The following is a 23,065-nucleotide window of genomic DNA, read 5'->3' on the forward strand; positions in this document are numbered from 1 at the left end:
CCCTGTAATTTTAGTTAAAACAAAGCGACAAACTGTTTTAACATAGCCGGATGCGCAGGCCAAGCTGGTGCTGAAACTAAATTACCATCGGTAATTGCACCATCCATTGGTAACTCAACGTACTCGGCACCGGCCATTTTCACTTCTGGTTGGCAAGCTGGGTAAGCAGAGATTTTTTTACCTTTAATAACACCTGCGGCGGTGAGTAATTGCGCGCCATGACACACCGAAGCGATAGGTTTATTGTTATTTGCAAAATACTTAATGATCTCAATTACTTTAGCATTCAAACGTAGATATTCAGGTGCACGTCCTCCTGGTAAGTAAAGCGCATCGTAATCAGCGGCATTAATGTTGGCAAATGTCGCGTTGAGCGCAAAGTTATGACCGCGCTTTTCGCTGTAGGTTTGATCCCCTTCAAAATCATGAATAGAGGTGGCAATCATATCGCCTGCTTTTTTATCTGGGCAGACTGCATCCACATCGTGGCCCATTGCCATTAATGCCTGAAACGGCACCATATTTTCATAGTCTTCTACAAAGTCACCAGTGATCATTAGTACTTTAGCCATTTGCTGCTCCTTACGATTTGTTAATGTATTTACTGCTTGTCCAGTTAAACATGCTCACAGTAAGTAAGGGTAGTATGGGAATACTACAGCTTTAATTTATCAACTGATCGGTAATATCATGCTGCAATCGCTACGGTAAAAAATCAATAAATGCTCTGACCATATGTTTTTAAGGTTTTCTCGCTAGGCTTATAAAAAACAAAATATAATTATTAAATGATACTTTTGAGGCTGCTTTTATCCTCTGCTTTAGCAATATTTCCAGTCTTACCGAGTCTGTTGCAACTTAGATAAGACTGAAGATTATTGTTAATGAGCAGGCGAATTTTTTATGCTATGAGGTGCAAAAACCTATTTGCTCAGCTTAGTAATACGAAGATGTTATCCGTGTATAAGTTGACTTTTAGTAATTATTTCCTACTTTCACTTTTACAATGATCTTATGTCTAGACTATATTTGAACTGGTAACTGATTAATTATTTTAATTTTAGTGCAATCTTACAATCAGTTTTTGCATGCAAAGATTGCCTTTACTATTGATAAGTGATGCATTGTATTGATGATTAGCTATTCCGATATGGCCGAGCGAAAACTTATTATTAGGTTATTCGCCGCAATAGGTACGGTAACAACGCTTTGTATGGCGATGATAGCTTTGTTTAATAATCAACCTATTTTGGCCTATCCTTTATTAGGCTCATCGGCTTTATTTGCCTCCTCTTTTTTTCTTGGCGATAGAGTTGAGATTTCCTCTTTAATTGTTCTGTATACTTTATATGCTTTAATGATTTATTTAGTACTTACAGGTGGGAGCCATGGCACTGGGCCGATTTGGATTTTTATTGTATCTCCGGTTACTTTTTTTGTGCGTGGTTTTAAACGGGGAATCATTGATTTAATTATTTTTGTAATTTGCGTAACTGGCGCCTTTTATTTATCGAGCTACTTTAAATTTTACAGCGGCTACTCGGTTTATTTTCCAATTCGCATTATTGCTTCTTTTATTATTGTTGCTCTGTTGAGTGGCTTTTATGAATATTTTCGGCAAATGTACAGCCATCGTTTGATTGAACTTGTTCAAAAAAATGAATATTTAGCGACTCGTGACCCTTTAACAAACCTACCCAATCGACGTTATGCAATGGAAGAGCTCGAGCAATTTGAAGCACAGCAGCAAACGGCGAGTATCATTATTGCGGATGTAGATAATTTTAAGGATATTAATGATCAATATGGTCACTCAGTTGGCGATGAAGTGCTAAAACACCTTGCTGAATTATTTGTTGCTCAGTTAAGTGAAAATGATATGGTGGCGCGCTGGGGCGGTGAAGAGTTTTTATTTTTTCTACGTCATAAAAATAAACAACAAGCGACACAATTTGCCAACGATATTCATCATGCTTTATCACAAAATCGTTTAGATATTGGTGTAAACCAGCTGGCTGTTACAGTGAGTATGGGGATCAGTAAATTAACCGCGGATGTGTCTATTGATAAAGCGATGCACAAAGCTGATGAATTGCTTTATCAAGCAAAGGAGCAAGGCAAAAATAAAACGTGTGTTTAGCGCTTATTGGGAACGCTATGAATACATTATATATAACAGGAGCCGGTGTGAGTGCCGCCAGCGGTATTCCTACCTTTCGAGGTGAAGATGGGTTTTGGACTATTGGTAGTAAAAACTATACGCCAATGGAAATGGCTACACGTGCTATGTATGTAAACAACCCGCGTGAGTTTTTAGCTTGGTATTATCATCGCTTTGCCACCTACCGTAACCATGGTCCTAACGAAGTTCATCAATGGTTGAGCGATAAAAACCTGATCACACAAAATATTGACGGGCTAGATGGCAAAGCAGGCAATAAAAACTATATCGCCATTCATGGTCGGCTTGATAAAATGACTTTGTTTCATGAGCAAGGTGATGATGTGAAAGCGCATGCGACACCGTGGGATAATGTAGACGAAAGCCGCTTACATGAGTCACTGCTTGAGCTGTTTAACATCGAAAACCAGCAGCCTGTGCTGGATCAATCTTTAAAGCCTTTTGTGTTGTTATTTGATGAATATTACGCTGAGCTTTATCGTATTAGCGAAGCACAACAGCGGATGCTTGATGCCGATAAAATCGTTTTTATTGGCACTTCGTTTAGCGTTAATATTACTCAAATGGCGCTAGAAGTGGCACGCAGTTACGATATCCCAATCGAAATTGTTGATCCAGAACCTGCGCATGTTATGCATCGTAATGTTAATTATCATAAAATGACGGCATTAGACTATATTCAACGTAACTAAACGCGAGCTTGATACGCGCTTTATTTAGCAAAAAAGATCATAAAAAGCATAATCACGATGACTGTATTTTTGATTTTTACAAAAATAACCGTTACTAATTAAACATAGCAATACTGAAGAGATGTAAATGAAAGACTTAACAGCAATAGCCAATTTATCAATATTATTAGTAGAGCCATCAGATGTTCAGCAAAAGCTTATTATAAAGTCACTTACTCAATGCGGTGTTACACAAATAGAAACTGCTACTTCTCAAGCGCAAACGTTAACAATGCTGGAGAATTATCAGCCGGATTTGGTCATTAGCAGCATGTATTTTTCTGACGGTAGCGCTGATTCTTTATTGCAAAAAATCAGAGTAACCCCAGGTATTGAGCATCAAGCTTTTATGTTGGTATCGACAGAGCGCAATAAAACCTATCTTGAACAGTTAAGGCAGTCCGGGGTATTAGCTATTTTACCAAAGCCGTTTAGTGCTGAGGCAATTACGCGAGCGTTAAAGGCAACATTAGATATTATTACTGAAGAAGAAGTTGAATTAGAACATTTTGATGTAACGCTATTGCGTGTCCTTGTGGTTGATGACAGTCGTTTTGCACGCAAGCATATTATTAGGGTCTTGGCTGGAATGGGAATACCGGCGCCTGTAGAAGCCGAAAATGGCAAACAAGCGATTGACCACCTTAATAGTCAATCATTTGATTTAATTGTTACTGATTACAATATGCCAGAAATGGATGGTAAAGAGCTAACGGAGACCGTAAGAAGCTCGAATGCTTACTCGCATATTCCTATTTTGATGGTGAGTTCTGAGGCAAACGACACTCATTTAGCTAATATTGCTCAAGCTGGTGTAGACGCCATATGTGACAAGCCATTTGAACCTGCCACAGTAAGAGAGCTGCTATTTAAAATAATGTCTTAGATATTAATGGCTTAATAGTAATCTAGGCTGCTATTAAGTCTCGTAATTAAGAAAAGTAATTCTGAACACTAAAAAGACATAGTTGTTGTCTTTGCTAATGAAGTCATGTTTAAGCGTCAATATTCATCAAATTACACTGGAAGTTGCAGGCAGTTACGATATCCTTGATATATGTTTGCTCCAGCGTCAGCGCAAATGTGAGTTATAAAGAATGCTGGTATTGCAGTGCTGCCAATAGCTAACTCCAAGTGTATGTAAAGGAATACGTTGATATGCAATACATTGAGTATACTACAATACTTGCCGTGATATTTATCAGTGGTTGCAGTGATATTAAAATAGAGAAGCAGTGCTTTGAGCCCATTCATTATCAAGCAAATAAATTATTTCAAAGTAGTGAAATTCGTGTCGAACCTATATGGTTTGGCCATCCTCGAAACGACTACTTAAAAGATCACAACGTAGAGGGTCATCTCAGCCCTTACGGCGGGTTTGAAAAGATATCAGCCTCTAGTCAGCTTACTCTTACCGGAAATATATATAAGATAACGCCAAATATAGGTGAGCGTTATATTGGCAGAAATTCAGAGTATCTTTTATTTGAAGTCACAGTTGATGCAAAAAAGTATGTGATTTCTGATCAGATCCCTGAGCATATCCTGCTACCTTTACGGTGTTTTTTTAATTAATGCCGTGTCTATATAGATAATGTTATTTCGTTGGCTGCTAGTGGTGCTTATCTTGTCGCCTACTTGCATAGTTAAAAACATGGAAAGTCGTTGTTCAAAAATTTAATTTAATTTAAATAAGGAAATGTTTAACAATGAAGTATTTTAAAACCCCTGAATTTTTGCATGAAGTGTTTGGCGAAAAACAATCGATTTTAGAGATCACCGGTACTATTTTGTTTGCTTTAGTCGGCAGTTGGGTTATTTATTCGGTTGCGGAGATTAAACTCGATAATTGGCGAGCAATCTTAGCTTTTATATTAATTGCTGACGTATTAGCAGGATGTATTGCTAATTTCACTCTTGGTACCAATGAGTTTTACACAAAGCGTCCTAAAAATAGGCTGATTTTTATTGCCATTCACGTTCATATAATAGTGATTGCGTGGTTACTTTCACAGCCACTAGATACTGCACTGCTTATGTGGGCATATACAATAGTGGCAGCATCTGTTGTTAATGCGTTACATGGTAAATCAATCCAGGGTTTTATTGCTGCAAACTTAATGTGTTATGGCATCTTTTTGTTGATTTACTTATCGCTGCCAACGTGGTTTTTGATGGTGAGTCTATTTTTTATGATCAAAGTTTTATTTAGTTTTGCTGTTGATCACTATCGGCAATCAGCCTAGATGAATCCACTTAGGTATAAAAACCAGTACAGCTTAATTAGCTGTACTGGTTTGCTATTTGGCAAAAAAGCTTATTTAAATAATGCTAAGTCTTTTTATCTCCTGGGCAGAAGTGTGCCAAATGTGTTGTTAAGCGTTAAAAACGGGTACGAATACCAAACGTAATACGACGCTCAAAGATATTTTGGGTGATCACATGATCAGACCACTGTGCGTAAATATCTTCTTTTTCTTCGGTTAGATTGCTCACTGAGGTATAAATGCTCATATCTTCAGCAAATTCATAGCCGGCATACATATCAAAGTACAAAGTGCTATCGGTCCAAAATGGCATTACCCCTTCGCCCATTGGCGAGCTTAAGCTGTCTAAGCGATCACTACGGTAGTTGGCTGCAAGACGCAGTTGTAATGGGCCTTTTTCGTACCAAAGTACAGCATTGGCTGATTTTTCTGAGTTATCTTGAATTGGTAAACTTTTGCCATAAACATCAACGTTAGCGCTGTCACTTGGCGCATAAGTAAAGTTTAGTGATGAGCCTAAGCCATCAAATGGCGCTGGTAAAAAGTCAAATGCTTGCTGATAAACAACTTCAAAACCTTTTATGTCACCACCTTGGCCATTTATTTCAGTGGTTACAGGTACTTCACGGCGAATAATGCCATCAATATCAGGCAAGCCTTGCATGACAATACCGTTTTCAACAAATGACTCTATGTCCATTAAAAAGGCTGAAATACTTAATAAACCGCTGTCATTAAAATACCACTCAGCAGATAGGTTATAGTTAGTTGCGCGCCATGGTTCTAGATCAGGATTACCATTTTGGCGACCTTGTACTGCCACTAATAAGTCAGGGCTTACTCCAAGCTCAGCGGCAAGTACATCTCCGGCTCGGGTACGACCAACACTTATACCACCAGCAAGCTTTCCAATATCGAGCGTGGTCATTGTTTTACCGTAACCTGCACGTAGGATCACATCTTCGGTTAGGTTTAAATTAAAGTTCATTGATGGTAAAAAATCTGAGTAATCTCTGTTTAGCCATTTTTCACCGGTTTTCTCACTGGCAGTACACAACGAACAAGGACGCGCAGAGCCTAGTTGATTTTGCAGCATGTCGAGTTCGGTTTTAATATATTGTGCGCCGATATTTGCGGTATAGCTCAAATCACCCAATTCACCAGCAAAGTTTGCTTTAAAGTAAGCTGTTTGAGTTTGTTCTTTTACTTGGTAAGTACGTGACGGATTAGCTAATCGTTTGTTACCCGGGTAAATTGCATTTTGAAATGCCATTGGATCGTCCATTACTTTAGGATCGATTAAGTAAAAACTATGCCCAGTGCCACCTGGCCCTAAACCATTGACTTGGTTGACCCAACCATCGGGCATATCACTAAAGAAGTTAGTTTTCCCTATGGTTAAATCACCACCTGCTACGCTATTTTCACCGTCGCCATTGGTATCACCTAATGATGCACCGGAATCTTTCCACATCACATCGGCACTAATATTGCCGGTGGTAAATGGTGCAACGAGAATATAGGTTTCGCGCTCTACGTCTCGTTTTGATGCCCGCAGACCAAAATCAAGATTCTGTAGGTGATCTGTCTCAAAGGCATAATGGCCATCAATACGGGCAACATCAAGTGTGGCTTGTTCTTCAAAGTTATTTTCAGAGTAGGTTGAAACGAGATTATATTGGCTTATATCATTACCAAAGCCTTCTGCAAAACCAAGGGTTAAATATTCGCCGCTGCGAGAAAAGCTCACATCAACTTCTTCTGGGCCATAGCCATTGGGGTTAACTGGCGTAATACCATCACCATGATTTTTTAATAAACCATGTTGTGCGCCTGAGGTTAAAAAGCCGTGGGCCACATTTTCAGTATGGCTTCGCTCTGCAGAGCCATGAATATACCTAAATTCACCAGAGAGTGGGCCATCACCTTGGTATTCGAATAAAAAGCTAGCATTGGTTGATTCACGGTCGTTAGTTAAACTTTCAGAGTAGGCGCTTACCCGACGAACTTTTAAGTTAGCATCGTTGACTGTGTATATTTGTCCGCCCCGATCATTATCTAAGCGAGGAATAAAGTTATCAGAATACGCCCAAATAGAACCACGGGCATTATCAACCATCACCCCTTGCTTACGATCGGCGTCATCCATTTTTGTATAAAACAAGTCACCAGTAAAAGTTAGTGTGTCGGCAATTTGATATTGAATGGTAGTGTTTAGGCCAAGGCGATCACGCTCTGTTTCTCGGTCCATCACGCCATAAAAACGTTGGCTGTAAAAGCTGTCGTTAAAATCGCCATCACCGTTAAAATCGCGGTCGGTTTCATTTTGCACTTCTGAAGAGGTTAAAATTGTGCCATTACGGTAATTCGCTAAGGTGCTTTCGTCATAAGCGGCAGTAACAATAATGCCAAATTTGTCATTGTTATATCCGGCAAAGGCTACCAGTTTAGGGTCGGTTTGCTCTGATAAACTACCACGGGTTGCTTCTCCTGTGAGTGAGAAGGTTGTGCCTTGGTCAAGATCAAATGGTCTACGTGTTTTTAAATCTAAAGTACCTGAAATGCCACCGGCCAAGGTGTCGGCTTGAGGTGATTTAAGCACATCAATCCCTGATAGTAGCGCCGCTGGGACATCAGTGAAGTCTGGTTGTAATGTTGTAATTGAACCTGCACTTAAGAATTGTTCGCCATTGAGCAAAGTGGTTACTTGCGGCATACCGCGAACGTTAATGGTTGAGCCCTCACCCGCAGAGCGGCGAATTTGTATGCCTGGGATACGTTGCAGCGTATCGGCAATGGTTACATCAGGCAATTTACCAATATCTTCCGCGGTAATAGAATCCATTACTCCAGTACTAAAGCGTTTGTTGTTAATATCTTGTTTGTTACTGGCGGCAATACCGCGCACTTCAATAGTTTCTATGTCGTCATTTGCTGTCTGTGCTTGGTCTGCGGCAAAAACGCCAAAGCTGGTATAGCCACATACAATAGCGGCGACGGTTTTTGCTATTAGGCTCCTATTTAAAGTGGGTTGGTGACGGTTTTTAATGCTCATGCTGATATACCTCATCCTGTAGATTTAAAAGTTAATTATTATTTCCTGTTAATTTGTAACAGGTGTTGACTACTTGCTTGTTATTAATTAACATCACTTTCGAACAAAATGCAATAACAATTACATTAACATTTGATAATTTTTTGATTTTTAATCCAACGTTGCTATCTAAGGTAATGATTTAAAATAAGAGTTTTATTTATGGAAAAGTTAGCCATGAAACGCGCCGCAAAAATTTATACTATGAATAAAGGCTTAGGCAACAGCGAAACGATCATACAAGGTGATTGCAATGTTGCTAAGCAGCAGGTGAGTCTTCCTTGTGCGTGTATTTATCAAACGCGTTTAGATAATAACATTGCATGGATGGCTGAGTTCGCCAAACAAAGTCAGGTGGAGTTTTCACCGCATGGTAAAACCACCATGGCACCGGATATTTTTAAAAAGCAATTAAATGCAGGTGCTTACGCGATCACCATTGCAACTGTGCAACAAGCAGTGGTAGCAGCACAAGCTGGCGCTAAGCGCATTATCATGGCGAACCAATTAGTTGGTAAAGCCAACATGCAGCAGCTTAGCTATTTATTAAAACAGTATCAGGTTGATTTTTATTGTTTAGTGGATGATGTTAGCAATGTAACAAGTCTTGGTGAGTTCTTTAGTAAGCAAGGCATACAAGTTAAATTATTTATTGAGTTAGGTGTGCCAGGTGGACGTTGTGGTGTAGTTGATGAACAAAAGCTCCAACAATTGGTTGCGCATATTAAGCAGTTTTCTTCATTACAGCTTGCGGGCATTGAAGTGTATGAAGGAGTGTTGAGTACACAAAGTGAAGTGACTGCATTTTTAGCGGATGCGGTAACAACATGTAAAGAGTTGATTGAGCAGCAGGCTTTTGCCACAGAACAAGTAATTATTACCGCAGGTGGCTCAGCGTGGTACGACTTAGTCTGCGATGCTTTTGCACCTAGTAACATGCTCGATAACATGGTGCCTGTGATCCGCCCTGGCTGTTATGTCGCTCATGATCAAGGGATTTATGGCCATGCGCAGCAACAGATTCTAGCGCGTAATCCGTTGGCGTGTAATATTGGTAGCGATTTACAATCATGTTTAGAGGTTTGGGCATATGTACAGTCATTGCCAGAACCGGGACGAGCAATTATTGGTATGGGTAAGCGCGATGTGGCATTTGATGCCGGGCTACCTATTGCGAATTTACATATTGACCAACACGGTGTTGTTACTAAAGCAGGTGCTGATTGGCAAGTTGAAAAAATAATGGATCAGCATGCCATGCTGCGTGTTGATCAAAATAGCCACTTAAAAGTCGGTGATATTATTGCCTTTGGGACTTCACATCCTTGCCTGACATTTGATAAATGGCGTTATATTAATGTTATCGATGATAATTATAACGTTGTTGGTATCTTTGATACGTATTTTTAGGAGAGTAGTTAATTGGATATTGTTTCACGAATTAAAGAGCGTTTAGGCCATTTACGGCAATCAGAGCAACTCGTTGCACAATTAATTTTAGCCGATCTGCAATATGCAGCATCGGCAAGTATAAGTGATTTAGCACAGCGCGCAAAAGTCAGTCACGCATCTATCACTCGGCTAGCAAAAGCGCTGGGCTGCGATAATGTGCGTGATATGAAACTACAGCTTGCACAATCACTGGCAGTAGGAGAGCGCTTTATTAGTGAAAATGCCTCTGTACGTGAAGATATTCCAGCTATATACAAAGCAATACACGATATTCTCGATATTAATGCCGGATTAATTGAACAGTCGCAGATTGAAGAAGCAGCTCGCTGTATTGCTGAAAGCCGTCATACGTTAATTTTTGGCGTTGGTGGGGGTAGCTCTGTAGTTGCACAAGAATGCCATAACCGCTTGTTTCGACTGGATGTACTCAGTAACGCTTACAGTGATCCGGTGATGATGAGAATGACTGCCGCCAGTGTTGATATCAGTGATGTGGTGGTGGTGTTATCGCTTACTGGCTTAGCAAATGACTTAATTGATGCGGCAAATATTGCCAAAGATTATGGCGCTAAAGTGATTGCGGTTTGCCCAGAGAGTGCGCTTGCTGATATCGCAACGATTCACTTACCAATTAAAACTAACGAATCAGATTACATTTTTACGCCCAGTACAGGCCGTTATGCGATGCTTGCTGCAGTAGACATATTGGCAAGTGAAGTGGCTATTTTAACGCAGAAAAAATCTCGCGAAAAACTTCGTCGCATCAAACATGAGTTAGATGAGTATCGTCAAGGACCAGACAGAGCACCACTAGGAGATTAATGATGCGGCACGATATCTCGCAATCAGCAGACACAATCATTTATCAAGCAAAAGTATTTGATGGTTTAGGCAATGCGCCTCAGTACATGGATGTCGCAATTAAAGGTGAACATATTGTCGCACTCGGCGAGTTATCACAGTGGCAGGCAACACACACAATAATGGCCAATGGATTATGCCTAGCCCCGGGGTTTATCGATGTACACACCCATGATGATCTTGAGTTGTTAAGAAACCCAGCGATGGCAGCGAAAATAAGTCAAGGGGTGACAACGGTGATCACCGGTAATTGTGGGATCAGCGCGGCGCCGGCAAAACTAACTGCAGATGCGCCGGATCCAATGAATCTGCTGGGTGAAAAAGCAGAGTTTACTTTTGCACAGATGCGCGATTATATCGATGCATTTAATGTACAAAAAGCCAATGTGAATGTTGCAGCATTGGTAGGGCATACCACATTGCGCAATAACGTGATGGATGACTTATTACGTCCAGCGACGCTTGACGAAATTGCCGCGATGCAATTGCAATTGGATGAAGCCATAACCCAAGGTGCCCTCGGTTTGAGCACTGGGCTTGCCTATCGCAATGCAGAGTGTGCACCTGAACAAGAGGTACAGGCATTTGGCGCTATCTTACAAAAGCATGATGCTTTATATACCACCCATTTACGCACCGAGTTTGATGCCGTGCTTGAGGCGATGGATGAAGCGTTTGCTATGGAGCAAAAGTTTGGCATTAAAGTGATTATTTCCCACTTGAAGTGTGCAGGTAAAAATAACTGGGGACGCGCCCCAGAGCTGTTAGCAAAATTTGCAGCACAAGGCGAGCACTCAAAATGTAGTTGCGACGCATACCCGTATGCGGCCAGCTCCAGTACCTTAGATTTGAACCAAGTGACTGACGACTTCGATATTTTTATCACTTGGTCTGATGCCCACCCTGCAATGGCCGAGCAATTACTTGCTGATATTGCTAAACAATGGGACGTCAGTTTGCTGGATGCTGCTGAAAAACTGCAGCCAGCTGGTGCTGTGTACCATGGGTTAAATGAAGACGATGTAAACACTATTTTAGCGTTTGATAAAACCATGATTGGTTCAGATGGTTTACCGTGCGATCCACACCCACACCCTCGGTTATGGGGCTCATTTCCCCGAGTGCTGGGTCATTACAGCCGTGAACAAGGAATTTTTTCATTAGCAACTGCGATTCATAAAATGACAGGCTTAAGCGCGGCTAACTATCGGTTGGCAAATCGTGGAGTGATCAAAGTAGGCAACTTTGCCGATTTGGTGTTATTTGATGCCAATGAGATTATTGATAACGCAACATTTGTTGATCCAGAGCTGGCGGCTTCAGGAATTCATCGTGTCTGGACCAATGGCCAAGCAACCCTTATAGATAAACATATTCTACCTGCATATTCAGGTAAATTTTTAACATCCCTAGGAGCAAGTAAAGATGATTAGACGAATTGGTATTGAAGGCGGTAAAGGTACCGGTGGTCAGCACTTACCGTTTGCACGCGCAGTAGAAGCGGGTGGTTGGCTGATGGTATCTGGACAAACCCCAATGAAAGATGGAGAAGTGGTCGAAGGGGGGATTATTGAGCAATCAACACTGGCGATTGAAAATTGCCTCGAGATTATGAAAGAGGCCGGTTATGAGCTCAAAGATGTGGTGCATGTTACTGTTATTTTAACTGATTCTCGTTACTTTCAGTCGTTTAATAAAGTGTTTAAAGAGTATTTTGGCGCTAATCCACCGGCACGTATTTGTGCGGTCGCGGATTTAGTCGTCGATTGTAAAGTTGAGGTGGATGTTACTTGTTATAAGGCACCTTAAGATTTTGTCAGTAGCTGAATGACAGCGCTGACATTTACACCTAAGAGCACACAAAATAATAACCGCTCTTAGGTCAGAATAATAACTAACATCAACCACGTAATTAATAATTAGAAGTGCTGTTACAAAGCGCAGCGTGGATTGGTGGAGCAGGGTGTCTTATGAAGTGGCAATTATTAATGGCCTTTTTAGGCTACTTAGGATTTATGATTTGGTTTGGTTGGTGGGTAAGCCGAAATTCTAAAGGTGGCGATGACTTTTTACTGGGGGGACGTAATTTACCGTTTTTTCTTACTTTAGGTACTACAGTTGCCACTATGGTAGGAACAGGATCATCAATGGGGGCTGTGGGGTTTGCTTATTTAAATGGCTGGGCTGGGATGATCTATGGCCTTGGTGGTGCTGCGGGAATTTTATTATTAGCAAAATTATTTGCGCCAGTGCGTGAACACCAATTCATGACTATGAGTGAAGAAGTATCATACTATGTGGGAGCACATCCACTCGTTAAGAATACCATCGCAATATTTATTTTTGTCGCCAGTATTGGTTGGTTAGGAGCGCATATTCTGGGCGGTGGTATGTATTTAGCATGGCTTACTGGGTTATCGCCATTTTCGGCAAAACTTATTATTGCACTGGGCTTTAGTATTTACGTGGTGATTGGCGGTTATGTTGCTGTGGTATGGACCGACTCTATTCAAGCATTGGTGTTATTTGTTGGCTTTTTCTTGATGGCTGGGGTCGCTCTTTATGAAGTGGGTGGCTTGGCTGATATGGCCAATGCGCAACCTGCGCTTAACCAAAGCTTTTTATCATTGGATAAAATAGGTGCAGTGCATGGCTTATCATTATTTTTCGCGGTGTTAATAGGCGTCTTGGTTGCGCCATCATTTCGCCAACGTATTTATTCTGGCAAGCATGTTAAAAGTATTCGTCAATCGTTTTATTTATCGGGTGGCTTGTATTTAGTATTTGCCATAGTACCTGCCATCATCGGTATGGCAGCTTATGCACTGAATCCTGCTTTAGAGAACAGTGCATTTTCTTTCCCTTTTATGGCGTTTGAATTATTACCTTTTGGCTTGGCAGCGCTGGTTATTATTGCTGGCCTTTCAGCCACGATTTCCAGTGCTAGCTCAGATGCGATTGCAGCTGTGAGTGTATTAATACGTGATCTGTATAGTTTAGTATTCAAACGAATGCCCCACGCTAAAGATGTTGTATTACTTTCGCGGATGGGCTTAGTGATGACGATAGGCATTGCGTTATTATTGGCGTTATTAACTAACGATGTGATTGGTTACATTACAAATATGATCGCCACTTTAATGTCGGGTCTATGTGTATGCGTGTTATTTGGTCATTTTTGGCCACGCTTTAATTGGCAGGGGGCCATTACTGCTTTATTGGTTTCGCTGTTGGTCTCGTTGGCGATTATTTTAACGCCAAATTGGCTGGCTTATTGGAGTAACCCAATTATTCCGGCCACTTTAGGCTCCGCTTTATTAGCTGCTATGGTAACTTTGTTTACCCCAGTTCAAGTGTGCACATCTGCACAAGCATTAGCTATTTTAAAAGCTCAACGCGAGGAAATGCAACATGATTAAGATTGCGTTTTTTGGTGAAGCGATGCATGAACTATCTACAAATCAAGAGCTTAATTTTGGGGGGGACACCTACAATACGGCAGTTTACTTTAAACGTCTTATGGGAGAACAGGTGCATGTTTATTTTATATCTGCCATTGGTAGCGACGAACTAAGTAAGCAAGCTAAGGCTAGGTGGCAGCAGCAAGCGCTTAAACTCGATTTTTTACAATATGCAACAAATCATACTTTAGGCGCTTATGGTATTACGCTTGATGCTAATGGCGAGCGAGTTTTTCATTATGATCGAAAAAATAGCGCTGCCAGAGAGTATTTTAAGCTTGATACTCAACATCAATTCTTAACTGCATTGCAGCAGCAACAGTTTGATTACCTTTATTTTTCAGCTATAAGTTTAGCAATTTATGATGACCCAACTAAACAGCTATTAATGACTGCTATTGCACAGTTTAAGCAAGCTGGTGGCATCGTTATTTTTGATAGTAATTATCGCCAAGTGCTTTGGCAAAGTAATATGCAAGCACACTATTGGTTTCGCCAAGCCTTTTTAGTTGCAGATATCATTTTTGTTACCAACGACGATCACTTTGGTGTGTTTGGTGATTGTGAACAACAGCAGTTGGTCGACTTTTATCGGGCATACCCACAAGCGTTGCGAGTGATTAAGCAAGGACTGGATGACACCATTGTGTTACAGCAACAAACAATTAATTACTATCCAGTAACCGCAGTCGCGAAGGTAATTGATACTACCGCGGCTGGAGATGCGTTTGCAGCGGGTTTTTTAGCTGAACAAATATTAGCGAGTCCTTGTGCAATTGCAGTGCAGACTGCCCAGCAACTTGCGGCTCAAGTGATCACCGCCGCAGGGGCAATTGTCGCTACAACAGTGACTCTCAAAGCAAGCAAACAACAGGAATTAAACAATGCATAAAATTATTCATTTTATGATGGGGGCAATGCTACTGAGCAGCTCTTGTTATGCTTTTTCTGCGCCCGCCACCGAAGCGCTGATGCCAATGCCTAAAGAGGTGCAATCATTGGCTGGGAGTACTACCTTTGAAGCAACTCTTAAGGTATTTATACCTAAAACGCAGCACGCTATCGTCCTGCCTTTATTAAATAGTTCGTTGTTTGCTACCCAATTTCAGCATCTACAAGTTACGCCAAGAGCGGCTGCGCAATTACACATTAATATCACGCAAACAGTGAGCGAGTTACCTTATTTAAATATGGATGAAAGTTACACGCTAACTATTGCAGATAATAAAATTGACCTAACGAGTGCTAATCAATACGGCATGCTTAGAGGATTGGCGACTTTATCGCAGCTATTATTTAGTGCTAAGCAGCCGCTACAAGTTAATAATCTAATTATTACGGATGAACCAACTTATCCGTGGCGTGGTTTATTATTTGATGGCGTGCGTCACTTTTTGCCAATTGCAGATGTAAAACGGACATTACGTGGCTTGGCTTCAGCCAAGTTTAATGTGTTTCACTGGCACTTAACCGATGATCAGGGCTGGCGAATTGAGCTAAATAGTTACCCTAAACTACACCAGCAGGCATCCGATGGTCTTTATTATACTCAAGCACAAATTAAAGAGGTGGTTAGCTATGCGGCAAAGTTAGGTATTCGGGTGGTGCCAGAGTTTGACGTTCCGGGTCATGCCAGCGCGATTATACTTGCGTATCCTGAACTTGGTAGCGGAACTCAATTAACTCAGATGGAGCGACGTTGGGGCGTATTTAAACCGTTACTGGATCCAAGCAACCCTGAGGTTTATAAATTTGTTGATGCAGTAGTCGCCGAGCTTGCGGGTTTGTTTCCTGATCCGTATTTGCATATTGGTGGCGATGAAATTGATGATACTGATTGGCAAGCCAATAGTCATATTCAAGCTTATATGCATAAGCAAAAACTGGCTGATAGCCATGCATTACACGCCTACTTCAATCAACGGGTTGCTAAAATATTAGCAAAATACAATAAGAAAATGATTGGTTGGGATGAGGTATTACATCCTAATTTGCCTAACAACACCTTAGTGCAATCATGGCGTGGTCATCATTCATTGGCGGCGATCACTGAGGCCGGTTTCGATGGTTTGTTATCAAGCGGGTTTTATATTGATCAGCCGCAGTGGACGAGCTATCACTATCGTAATCATCCGCTGCCGCCGGCGAAACCCGCAGTAACGGCGAAGACTGTAATCGGACATGTTGATTTTACCCTCACACGCATAAAAGGCAGCGCGGTGACTGGCGATATTACTGTCTTTGCAAGTGATCAGTCTCGTATGCAAGCAATTGTCAACATCGCGGGTAAAGGGGCATTCATCACTGATAAAGTGACTAAAATAGCGAATAACTATCAGGTGCTTATTGATACTTGGCTTGGGCCAACTCAGCTGACATTTAGTTTAACGCAGGCTAGCAAAGATCCCGCATTCGTGGGTAATACTCCTTATGTGTTTAGGGCAAATGTCGGTGGTGAGATACCTCTGGTGCAGTTGAACCAACAACTAAAACATCAGCAGCAACGAGCCAAGCTAGGTAATGTATTGGGTGGTGAAGCAACTATTTGGGCTGAGCTTGTCACCTCTGATAATTTAGATACGCGTATTTGGCCAAGACTCTATGCAATAGGAGAACGTTTTTGGTCACCGACTAGCTTAACGGATGAGCGCAGCATGTACACTCGGCTTGCGCTAATGGACCAATACGCCGATGAACAGTTAGGCTTACTACATCAACAGCAGTTTATTCAACGTTTAGAGCAGCTACCAGAGGTTTCAAGCAGTGCGCTTAACGCGTTACTTACTTTTAGTCAGCTGATAGAGCCCGCACACTATTACACGTTGCATCATTTAGCGTTTCTAAGCGATGATTACCATCAGTTAGCGCCACTGGATAAATTAGTGGATGTTTTACCGGTAGAGAGTTTAACCTTAAAACAATTTGATTATGCGGTGGATGATTACCAACAACAATGTGATCGCCAACAACTTACCGCATTGCAAAGTCAGCTAGTAATGTGGCAGCAAGTACTTACTAATAATCCGCAGGTATTTTTAGCGGTTAATGAGTGGCAAGCAAGCTATTTGGCAATTGTTGATGCTCTGCAAAATAAAGATGCGTTAAGTGAGTCGCAAGTTATCGAGATCAATCATGGTACGATTGCGCAAGTTATCGCATCAATTAACCGATTAAAACAGGCGCGTTTAAGTTGCAGTAATTAATTTACTGCTTGGATCAAATTAAATGCCCTGTTAAGGGCATTTATTACTGTCGAGTCCGTTAATTACTCGGCATCAAAAATAACTCTCGTACATTGCAACGTGGGTTTGCCTCTATAGCAAATAGTACCGCCTCGGCTACATCATTTGGGTCAAGTTTGTCGGGTTTTGCTTCATCAAAAAAAGGCGTATTGACCATGCCTGGGGCAATAGTGGTGCAGCGTCCTTGCCATGGCTTCATTTCTTCAGCTAAGTTTTGTCCAAAACCGTAAGCAAACCATTTTGTTGCGCCATAAACAGAGCCTTTAAGGGCAATCCGTCCTGCGGCTGAGCTGGTTAAAATAAAGTGTCCTGTGGTTTTTCTTAGGTGTGGCAGAGTGAGTTTTGCGGTGTAAAGCAGTGCATTGATATTAATATCAATCATTGTTTGCCATTGCTCAGGATCGCCCTCTTCAACACCTGGCGTTTGAACACCCATACCGGCATTGGCAAATGCAACATCAAGGCGGCCAAAGTGTTTTATACCTGTATTAACTACGTTTTCAAGCGATGAAAAATCAGTGGCATCTGCGCAAACTGCTAATGCGTTATCAGCCCCGAACTCTTCAACCAGCGCATTAAGTTTGTCTTCACTGCGAGCGGTCAAAATTACTTTATGACCGTTTGCGACTAAGGTTTTTGCTGTTGCTTCACCAATACCACTGGAAGCGCCTGTAATAAGTACAACTTTTTCTTTACTCATGACTTGTTCCTCGATTAAATCTGAGACTAGATTTGATACTCTTAGTGGTAATGGTAACAGTGAAGGATTAACCTCCATTGAATGCTTATTACACCAACTTGCTGGTTTGATTTAACTATATGATTTTTAATTGTTTTTAAAGATTAAAATAAAAAGTTAGGTTTATATTTATTATGCTATATAATCGCGCGGTTTCGCTTTGAGGCCAGCTTATTTTTTAGCAGGCTACAAATCGCAAATGGTTATAGCAGCTCACACTTATTGGCTTATAACAATGTGGTTTTAACCTTGTGTAAGCTATGTTAAACCTTGCTCAATTGCAGCAATTACTTAGTGGAAATAAACAGTGAAAGATAAGTTATTAGTGTTTTGGCAAAATCATTCAGAAACCATAATGACTCTAGGTTATAAACTGATTCTAGCGTTGGCTATTGTTATAGCTGGTGCTCTAATTGCGCGCTCTGTTAAAAGAGCGATCCAAAACTCTAAGTCGCCTCTTAAGAAAATGGATAAAACCTTACTACCAATTTTATCGAGTGTGCTGGGCTACTTGGTGTATATCATTGCAGGGTTGTTTATTTTAGATATTTTTGGTGTTAATACAGCCAGTTTAATAGCACTTATGGGGGCGGCTGGCCTTGCGATTGGCCTTGCGTTAAAGAATACCCTCAGTAATATTGCCGCAGGTATTATGTTATTAATACTTAGGCCATTTAAAGTTGGTGACTTTGTTGATGCCAGTGGCACAACGGGTACTGTGAGTGAAATTAACCTCTTTACAACTATTTTTAAAACCAATGATGGCCTATATATCGCTTCGCCAAATGGCAAAGTGTGGGGTGGTAATATTAAAAATTTCACTCGCAATGGTAAAAGACGCATGGATATTGTAGTAGGTATTTCGTTTGCTGACTCAATAGATGATGGCTTAAATGTACTTAAACAAATAGCCGCATCAGAAAGCCGATTATTAGCGGATCCAGCACCTAAGGTGATGGTGACATCGATAGCTGAAAGCTCAGTGAATATTCAATTACGTGCGTGGACAGTTAACGGTGATTATTGGCAAACAGTCTGGGATCTTAATAAACGCGTAAAAGAGTCTATTGAGCAAGCAGGGCTGACAATTCCATTTCCGCAGCGTACGTTACATATATCGGAGTCGATGGCATCGGCAATAACCGTTAACAAGGATGTGTAAATAACAGATAGTGATTTAATATATTAAATAGCAATCTGTCAGCTTAACGCCAGTTAATTAATATTGACTGGCGTTTTCTTTTTGTGCTCATTGAAAACATGCTGATAAGTTCGTCTACTTGATCCCATTTTATCTGTTCTGTCAACGTATTAGCAGCGATTTAAACGTTATAGTAAATGCCTTTATGGTAGGTTACAAAAGCGAAGTGACTGCTGATAACATTATAAGGTTGTAAGCGATTGACGAATTTAACTCACTTAAGTAATTTATAAAACAGCACAGTACTTTGTAATTCGCCCGATGAACTAAGGGCAAACTGTGGTATTTCACCGGCTTCTATATAGCCTAATTTTTCATATAAAAGTGAGGCAATATCGCCTAAGCGGGTATCCAGTACCAGTAGTTTTAATTGTTGCTGCAGCGCACTTTTTTCAAGGGTATGCATAAGTTGTTTTGCAAATCCTTGGCCTTGGTATTGGCTATGTACCATTAGCTTTTCAACCTCACCGCGGTGAGCGCCATTAGCTTTTTGACACAACGATAATTGCACTGCACCAATTACCTCAGATCCTTCGGTGATAACAAATAATTCGCGGCTATCATTTAATAAATCGCATTCAATACTGTACCAGTAGTGATCTGCTTGTGCGCGCGTCAATGGCGCGATAAAACCAATCGATGCACCATTGTTAACGCTATCAACCAGTAAATGATTTAGCGATTGCTGATATCCCGCTAGTGAACTGATTTTATGTATTTGCGTATCTACAACGCTTGTATCTTGCATGGTTTATCCTTCTAATTGAAATGGATACACAGAGCCTAGGTGCAGATGTTGAGTTAATTCATCCAGCGCTTGCCAGCTTTCACGTAACAAGTTTGGATCTGCAAAATCATCATTACTAAGTTTGTCACGATAGTGCTTATTCGCCCAATCACATAGTTGTTGGTACTTACTATCGTTTAAAATAACGGCAGGATTGACTGCCGCGAGTTCTTGCTGATTTAGCGCTACACGTAAACGTAAGCAAGCAGGGCCACCACCATTTTGCATGCTTTGTTTTAAATCAAAAAATTGCACTTGATCAATTGGATTGTCTGCAAGGATCATTTCTTCAATATAACTGTTAACTGCCTGATTGTTTTTACATTCTTGTGGAGCAACCAGTAACATTTTGCCATTGTTTAAACTAACCAGTTGGCTATTAAATAAATAGCTAGTTACAGCATCTTGCACGCTTACTTTGGCTGTTGGCACCTCAATAATATGCAGTGTTTTGTCGCCAATATATGCATCTTTTATTTGTTGTAGGGCGATAGGCTGATTTAAGAAAGCTTGCTCGTGACAGAGTAATACATTGGCGTTACCCACCGCGATTACGTCATTATGGAACACCCCTTGATCAATCACCTCAGGGTTTTGTTGAATCATTAATTGGCTAGATGGTTTTAGCTGATGTAGTCGGCATATTGCTTGTGATGCTTCAAGTGTCTGCCTTGCAGGAAATTTAACTGGCTTAGGCAGTGCGCTGTTAAATGCGCTGGCACCATATACAAACAGCTCCAAACCTTGAACACCATGCTCGTCGCCTAAGCGAGTATGGTTAGCCGCGCCCTCATCACCAAAAAAACCTTGATCTGGCAAATGGGTATGATGACTAAAGTAGCCTTCGTTATTAAACATGGCTTTAAGTAATCGTGTTGTTGTTTGAGGCTCAAGGGAGCGATGAAATTTGTTATTCAAATTAGCAGCAGTAAAGTGAACTTTGCCATCAAGTGTGTCGGCTGATGGTGATACAGTGCCGGCATTGGCAGTCCACATTGATGATGCTGAATAACATGCGCGAACTAAAACAGGATCAGCTTTAAACGCTTTACTGATCACTTGTTCAGCAGTGCCTGTAAATCCTAAACGACGCAATACATTTATATCAGGGCGGGCATGTGGGGCAAATACCCCTTGAGTTAGTCCCAAGTCATGCATAGCTTTCATTTTCGCTAAGCCTTGCAGTACCGCCTCTTTTGGATTGGAGTAACTTGCCGCATTATTTAATGATGCTACGTTACCGTATGATAATCCCGCGTAGTTATGAGTCGGGCCTACAAGGCCATCAAAATTAACTTCTACAGCTGTCATAGTTATCCTGCAATTTTACTAATTTTAGTGTATTTAAACTATACAGAAAATAATCAGTAGTAGGTTAATTAAAATTAGCTAATTCTAGTTCTACGCTCTGCAAGTTTTGTTGCAAACGTTTTTGTGCTGCGAGTAGGTAGCTTTTTTGCTGTGCTATTTTTGCTTGTTGTTGACGCAGTGCTTTATAGATCACTCGTTTGGGTAAATCATAGTGCTCGGAGGCTTGGCTAATTGTTAATTGATGCACCGACAACTTTTTAAGCGCTTCATCTAAGTGCGGGTAGTTACTTAACATATTCACGCTCCTTTTCTGCGGTGGTGTGAGGATCATTGGCATGGTGAATATGCCAAATGCTTATATCTAAGCGCCATAGTAAATACAACATATGATAAATATTAGTCATAGCTCGCTCCCTGTAGACGAGGTAAATGAAGATAAAACTCAGATTAGTGAGTTACTTTTTTGTAAGGAAGATCTGTGCCAGTCTGAATAATTATTTTTAGTTAAAACAAATCAATAGCTTAAGGTTTTTTCGTTGTTGTATGATTGAGTATAAGCACTAATGTAGTGAAAAATAATGATGGCTTTGCACTTTGCTGGAGCAGAAGGGGAATTATTGCGCGTTCAGATGAGCGCGCAATAATATTAAGTAAGTTTAAAACCCTTCAAGTACCAGCTTACCGCGTGATTGATGAGATTCTAATATTGCGTGCGCTTTGAGCAGGTTTTCTATATTAATTTTCCCTAAATGTTGGCCTAAGGTAGTTTTAATGATGCCGTTATCAACTAGCTCTGCTAATTCAGTAAGTAACTGATGTTGCGCTATCATATCGTCAGTTTGGAACATTGAACGAGTATACATAAACTCCCAATGCAGTGAGATACTCTTACGCTTGAGCGCTAAAATATCAAAACTTGCTGGGTCGTCTATTAAAGCTAATTTACCTTGTGGTTTGATCACTTTCATAATTTCATCAAGATGTTGATCGGTATGAGTGAGGCTAATTACATAATCAAATTCAGCAAGATTATGCTCTGTTCGTTGTGCATCTAAGCTTTGTGAGTGATCAAGCACTTGATCAACACCTAGCGCATTTAACCAGCTAACGCTATCTACGCGTGATGCTGTGCCTATCACCGTTAAGTTGGTTAGCTGTTTGGCCAACTGCACTAAAATTGAGCCAACACCGCCTGCGGCACCAATAACTAATAATGAAGCTGGTTTTGCATTGTTGGAACGTGATATTTGCAAACGATCAAACAGTAATTCCCAGGCTGTAATACTGGTTAGCGGTAACGCAGCAGCTTGGGCATTGTTCAAGGTAGTAGGCGCACGGCCAACAATACGTTCATCAACTAGTTGAAATTCAGCATTACTGCCTGAGCGAGTTAAATCACCGGCGTAATAAACCCGGTCGCCCAGATTAAATAAACTTACTTTATCACCAACAGCTTTTACGATCCCAACAGCGTCCCAACCAATGACTTTATGACCTTGTTCAGGGCTAACATTTGCGCGGATCTTCGCATCGACAGGATTAACTGAAATTGCTTTTACTTCGACCAATAAATAGTGACCGGATGCTGTTGGAATAGGTAACTCGATGGCTTCGAAAGAATGATTGCTAAGTGTTTTGGTTGCTGTTTGGTATCCAATGGCTTTCATGAGTTGCTCCGTTAAATTGTTTTGCTGCACCCACTATAACGCAGTTTTATAATAGAAAAAGAGTGGGGTA

The 23,065-nt window shown here is 40.9% G+C and carries 20 protein-coding genes; 13 read left to right on the forward strand and 7 right to left on the reverse strand.

The features are described from left to right. Nucleotides 1-14: 14 nt before the first annotated feature. Nucleotides 15-572: a DJ-1/PfpI family protein gene (locus tag H5163_RS00090; protein ID WP_182732110.1), complete on the reverse strand. Its 558-nt coding sequence runs from the start codon at nucleotides 570-572 to the stop codon at nucleotides 15-17. Nucleotides 573-1,150: 578 nt separating this feature from the next. On the opposite strand from H5163_RS00090, the gene H5163_RS00095 reads away from it, so the two are divergent. The 5 genes from H5163_RS00095 (at nucleotide 1,151) to H5163_RS00115 (ending at nucleotide 5,159) form a co-directional block, all read left to right on the forward strand. Beyond that, the gene (locus H5163_RS00095) at nucleotides 1,151-2,140 is read left to right on the forward strand and encodes a GGDEF domain-containing protein (RefSeq protein ID WP_259397344.1); all 990 of its coding nucleotides are present in this window, start codon (nucleotides 1,151-1,153) and stop codon (nucleotides 2,138-2,140) included. A gap of 17 nt (nucleotides 2,141-2,157) precedes the next feature. Further along, complete coding sequence (locus tag H5163_RS00100; protein WP_182733865.1) at nucleotides 2,158-2,874, forward strand: Sir2 family NAD-dependent protein deacetylase; 717 nt, start codon at nucleotides 2,158-2,160, stop codon at nucleotides 2,872-2,874. Between the two features lie 127 nt (nucleotides 2,875-3,001). Next, nucleotides 3,002-3,799: a response regulator gene (locus H5163_RS00105; RefSeq protein ID WP_145242054.1), complete on the forward strand. Its 798-nt coding sequence runs from the start codon at nucleotides 3,002-3,004 to the stop codon at nucleotides 3,797-3,799. Nucleotides 3,800-4,071: 272 nt separating this feature from the next. After that, nucleotides 4,072-4,488 (forward strand): hypothetical protein, encoded by a 417-nt coding sequence (locus H5163_RS00110; protein WP_182732112.1) that lies wholly within the window; start codon nucleotides 4,072-4,074, stop codon nucleotides 4,486-4,488. A gap of 134 nt (nucleotides 4,489-4,622) precedes the next feature. After that, nucleotides 4,623-5,159, forward strand: coding sequence for a hypothetical protein (locus H5163_RS00115; protein ID WP_145242050.1), 537 nt, complete (start codon nucleotides 4,623-4,625; stop codon nucleotides 5,157-5,159). Nucleotides 5,160-5,295: 136 nt separating this feature from the next. Here H5163_RS00115 and H5163_RS00120 read toward each other — a convergent pair whose 3' ends face one another. Continuing rightward, on the reverse strand, nucleotides 5,296-8,235 hold the full coding sequence (locus tag H5163_RS00120; RefSeq protein WP_182732113.1) for a TonB-dependent receptor: 2,940 nt from the start codon (nucleotides 8,233-8,235) through the stop codon (nucleotides 5,296-5,298). A gap of 201 nt (nucleotides 8,236-8,436) precedes the next feature. On the opposite strand from H5163_RS00120, the gene H5163_RS00125 reads away from it, so the two are divergent. The 7 genes from H5163_RS00125 (at nucleotide 8,437) to H5163_RS00155 (ending at nucleotide 17,251) form a co-directional block, all read left to right on the forward strand. Next, entirely contained in the window at nucleotides 8,437-9,684 is a 1,248-nt protein-coding gene (locus tag H5163_RS00125) for an amino acid deaminase (protein ID WP_182733867.1), read from the forward strand. Nucleotides 9,685-9,696: 12 nt separating this feature from the next. Beyond that, nucleotides 9,697-10,548 (forward strand): MurR/RpiR family transcriptional regulator, encoded by an 852-nt coding sequence (locus H5163_RS00130; RefSeq protein WP_145242044.1) that lies wholly within the window; start codon nucleotides 9,697-9,699, stop codon nucleotides 10,546-10,548. After that, nucleotides 10,548-12,020: an amidohydrolase family protein gene (locus H5163_RS00135; RefSeq protein ID WP_259399767.1), complete on the forward strand. Its 1,473-nt coding sequence runs from the start codon at nucleotides 10,548-10,550 to the stop codon at nucleotides 12,018-12,020. Before H5163_RS00130 ends, H5163_RS00135 begins: the two co-directional genes overlap by 1 nt. After that, on the forward strand, nucleotides 12,013-12,396 hold the full coding sequence (locus tag H5163_RS00140; protein WP_145242042.1) for a RidA family protein: 384 nt from the start codon (nucleotides 12,013-12,015) through the stop codon (nucleotides 12,394-12,396). Before H5163_RS00135 ends, H5163_RS00140 begins: the two co-directional genes overlap by 8 nt. A 161-nt stretch (nucleotides 12,397-12,557) precedes the next feature. Next, on the forward strand, nucleotides 12,558-14,006 hold the full coding sequence (locus H5163_RS00145; protein ID WP_145242040.1) for a sodium:solute symporter family protein: 1,449 nt from the start codon (nucleotides 12,558-12,560) through the stop codon (nucleotides 14,004-14,006). Continuing rightward, the gene (locus H5163_RS00150; protein WP_182733868.1) at nucleotides 13,999-14,940 is read left to right on the forward strand and encodes a PfkB family carbohydrate kinase; all 942 of its coding nucleotides are present in this window, start codon (nucleotides 13,999-14,001) and stop codon (nucleotides 14,938-14,940) included. The genes H5163_RS00145 and H5163_RS00150 overlap by 8 nt, the downstream gene beginning before the upstream one ends. Continuing rightward, nucleotides 14,933-17,251 carry a family 20 glycosylhydrolase gene (locus H5163_RS00155; protein WP_182733870.1) on the forward strand — a complete coding sequence of 773 codons (2,319 nt, stop codon included), beginning with the start codon at nucleotides 14,933-14,935 and terminating at the stop codon, nucleotides 17,249-17,251. Before H5163_RS00150 ends, H5163_RS00155 begins: the two co-directional genes overlap by 8 nt. A 58-nt stretch (nucleotides 17,252-17,309) precedes the next feature. Here H5163_RS00155 and H5163_RS00160 read toward each other — a convergent pair whose 3' ends face one another. Next, nucleotides 17,310-17,990: an SDR family oxidoreductase gene (locus H5163_RS00160; protein ID WP_182733872.1), complete on the reverse strand. Its 681-nt coding sequence runs from the start codon at nucleotides 17,988-17,990 to the stop codon at nucleotides 17,310-17,312. 346 nt (nucleotides 17,991-18,336) lie between these two features. On the opposite strand from H5163_RS00160, the gene H5163_RS00165 reads away from it, so the two are divergent. Beyond that, entirely contained in the window at nucleotides 18,337-19,191 is an 855-nt protein-coding gene (locus tag H5163_RS00165; RefSeq protein ID WP_182733874.1) for a mechanosensitive ion channel family protein, read from the forward strand. Between the two features lie 253 nt (nucleotides 19,192-19,444). Here the strand turns inward: H5163_RS00165 and H5163_RS00170 are convergent, their stop codons facing one another. The 4 genes from H5163_RS00170 to H5163_RS00185 form a co-directional block, all read right to left on the reverse strand. Next, the gene (locus tag H5163_RS00170) at nucleotides 19,445-19,978 is read right to left on the reverse strand and encodes a GNAT family N-acetyltransferase (protein WP_182733876.1); all 534 of its coding nucleotides are present in this window, start codon (nucleotides 19,976-19,978) and stop codon (nucleotides 19,445-19,447) included. A 3-nt stretch (nucleotides 19,979-19,981) separates the two neighbouring features. Next, complete coding sequence (gene astB / locus H5163_RS00175) at nucleotides 19,982-21,328, reverse strand: N-succinylarginine dihydrolase (protein ID WP_145242028.1); 1,347 nt, start codon at nucleotides 21,326-21,328, stop codon at nucleotides 19,982-19,984. Nucleotides 21,329-21,392: 64 nt separating this feature from the next. Then, the gene (locus H5163_RS00180) at nucleotides 21,393-21,623 is read right to left on the reverse strand and encodes a helix-turn-helix domain-containing protein (RefSeq protein ID WP_182719062.1); all 231 of its coding nucleotides are present in this window, start codon (nucleotides 21,621-21,623) and stop codon (nucleotides 21,393-21,395) included. 361 nt (nucleotides 21,624-21,984) lie between these two features. Further along, entirely contained in the window at nucleotides 21,985-22,995 is a 1,011-nt protein-coding gene (locus tag H5163_RS00185; RefSeq protein WP_182733878.1) for a zinc-binding alcohol dehydrogenase family protein, read from the reverse strand. Nucleotides 22,996-23,065 lie beyond the last annotated feature (70 nt).

The organism is Pseudoalteromonas sp. SG44-8, assembly GCF_014164125.1.
In the GTDB taxonomy this organism is placed as follows: Bacteria; Pseudomonadota; Gammaproteobacteria; order Enterobacterales; family Alteromonadaceae; genus Pseudoalteromonas; species Pseudoalteromonas rhizosphaerae.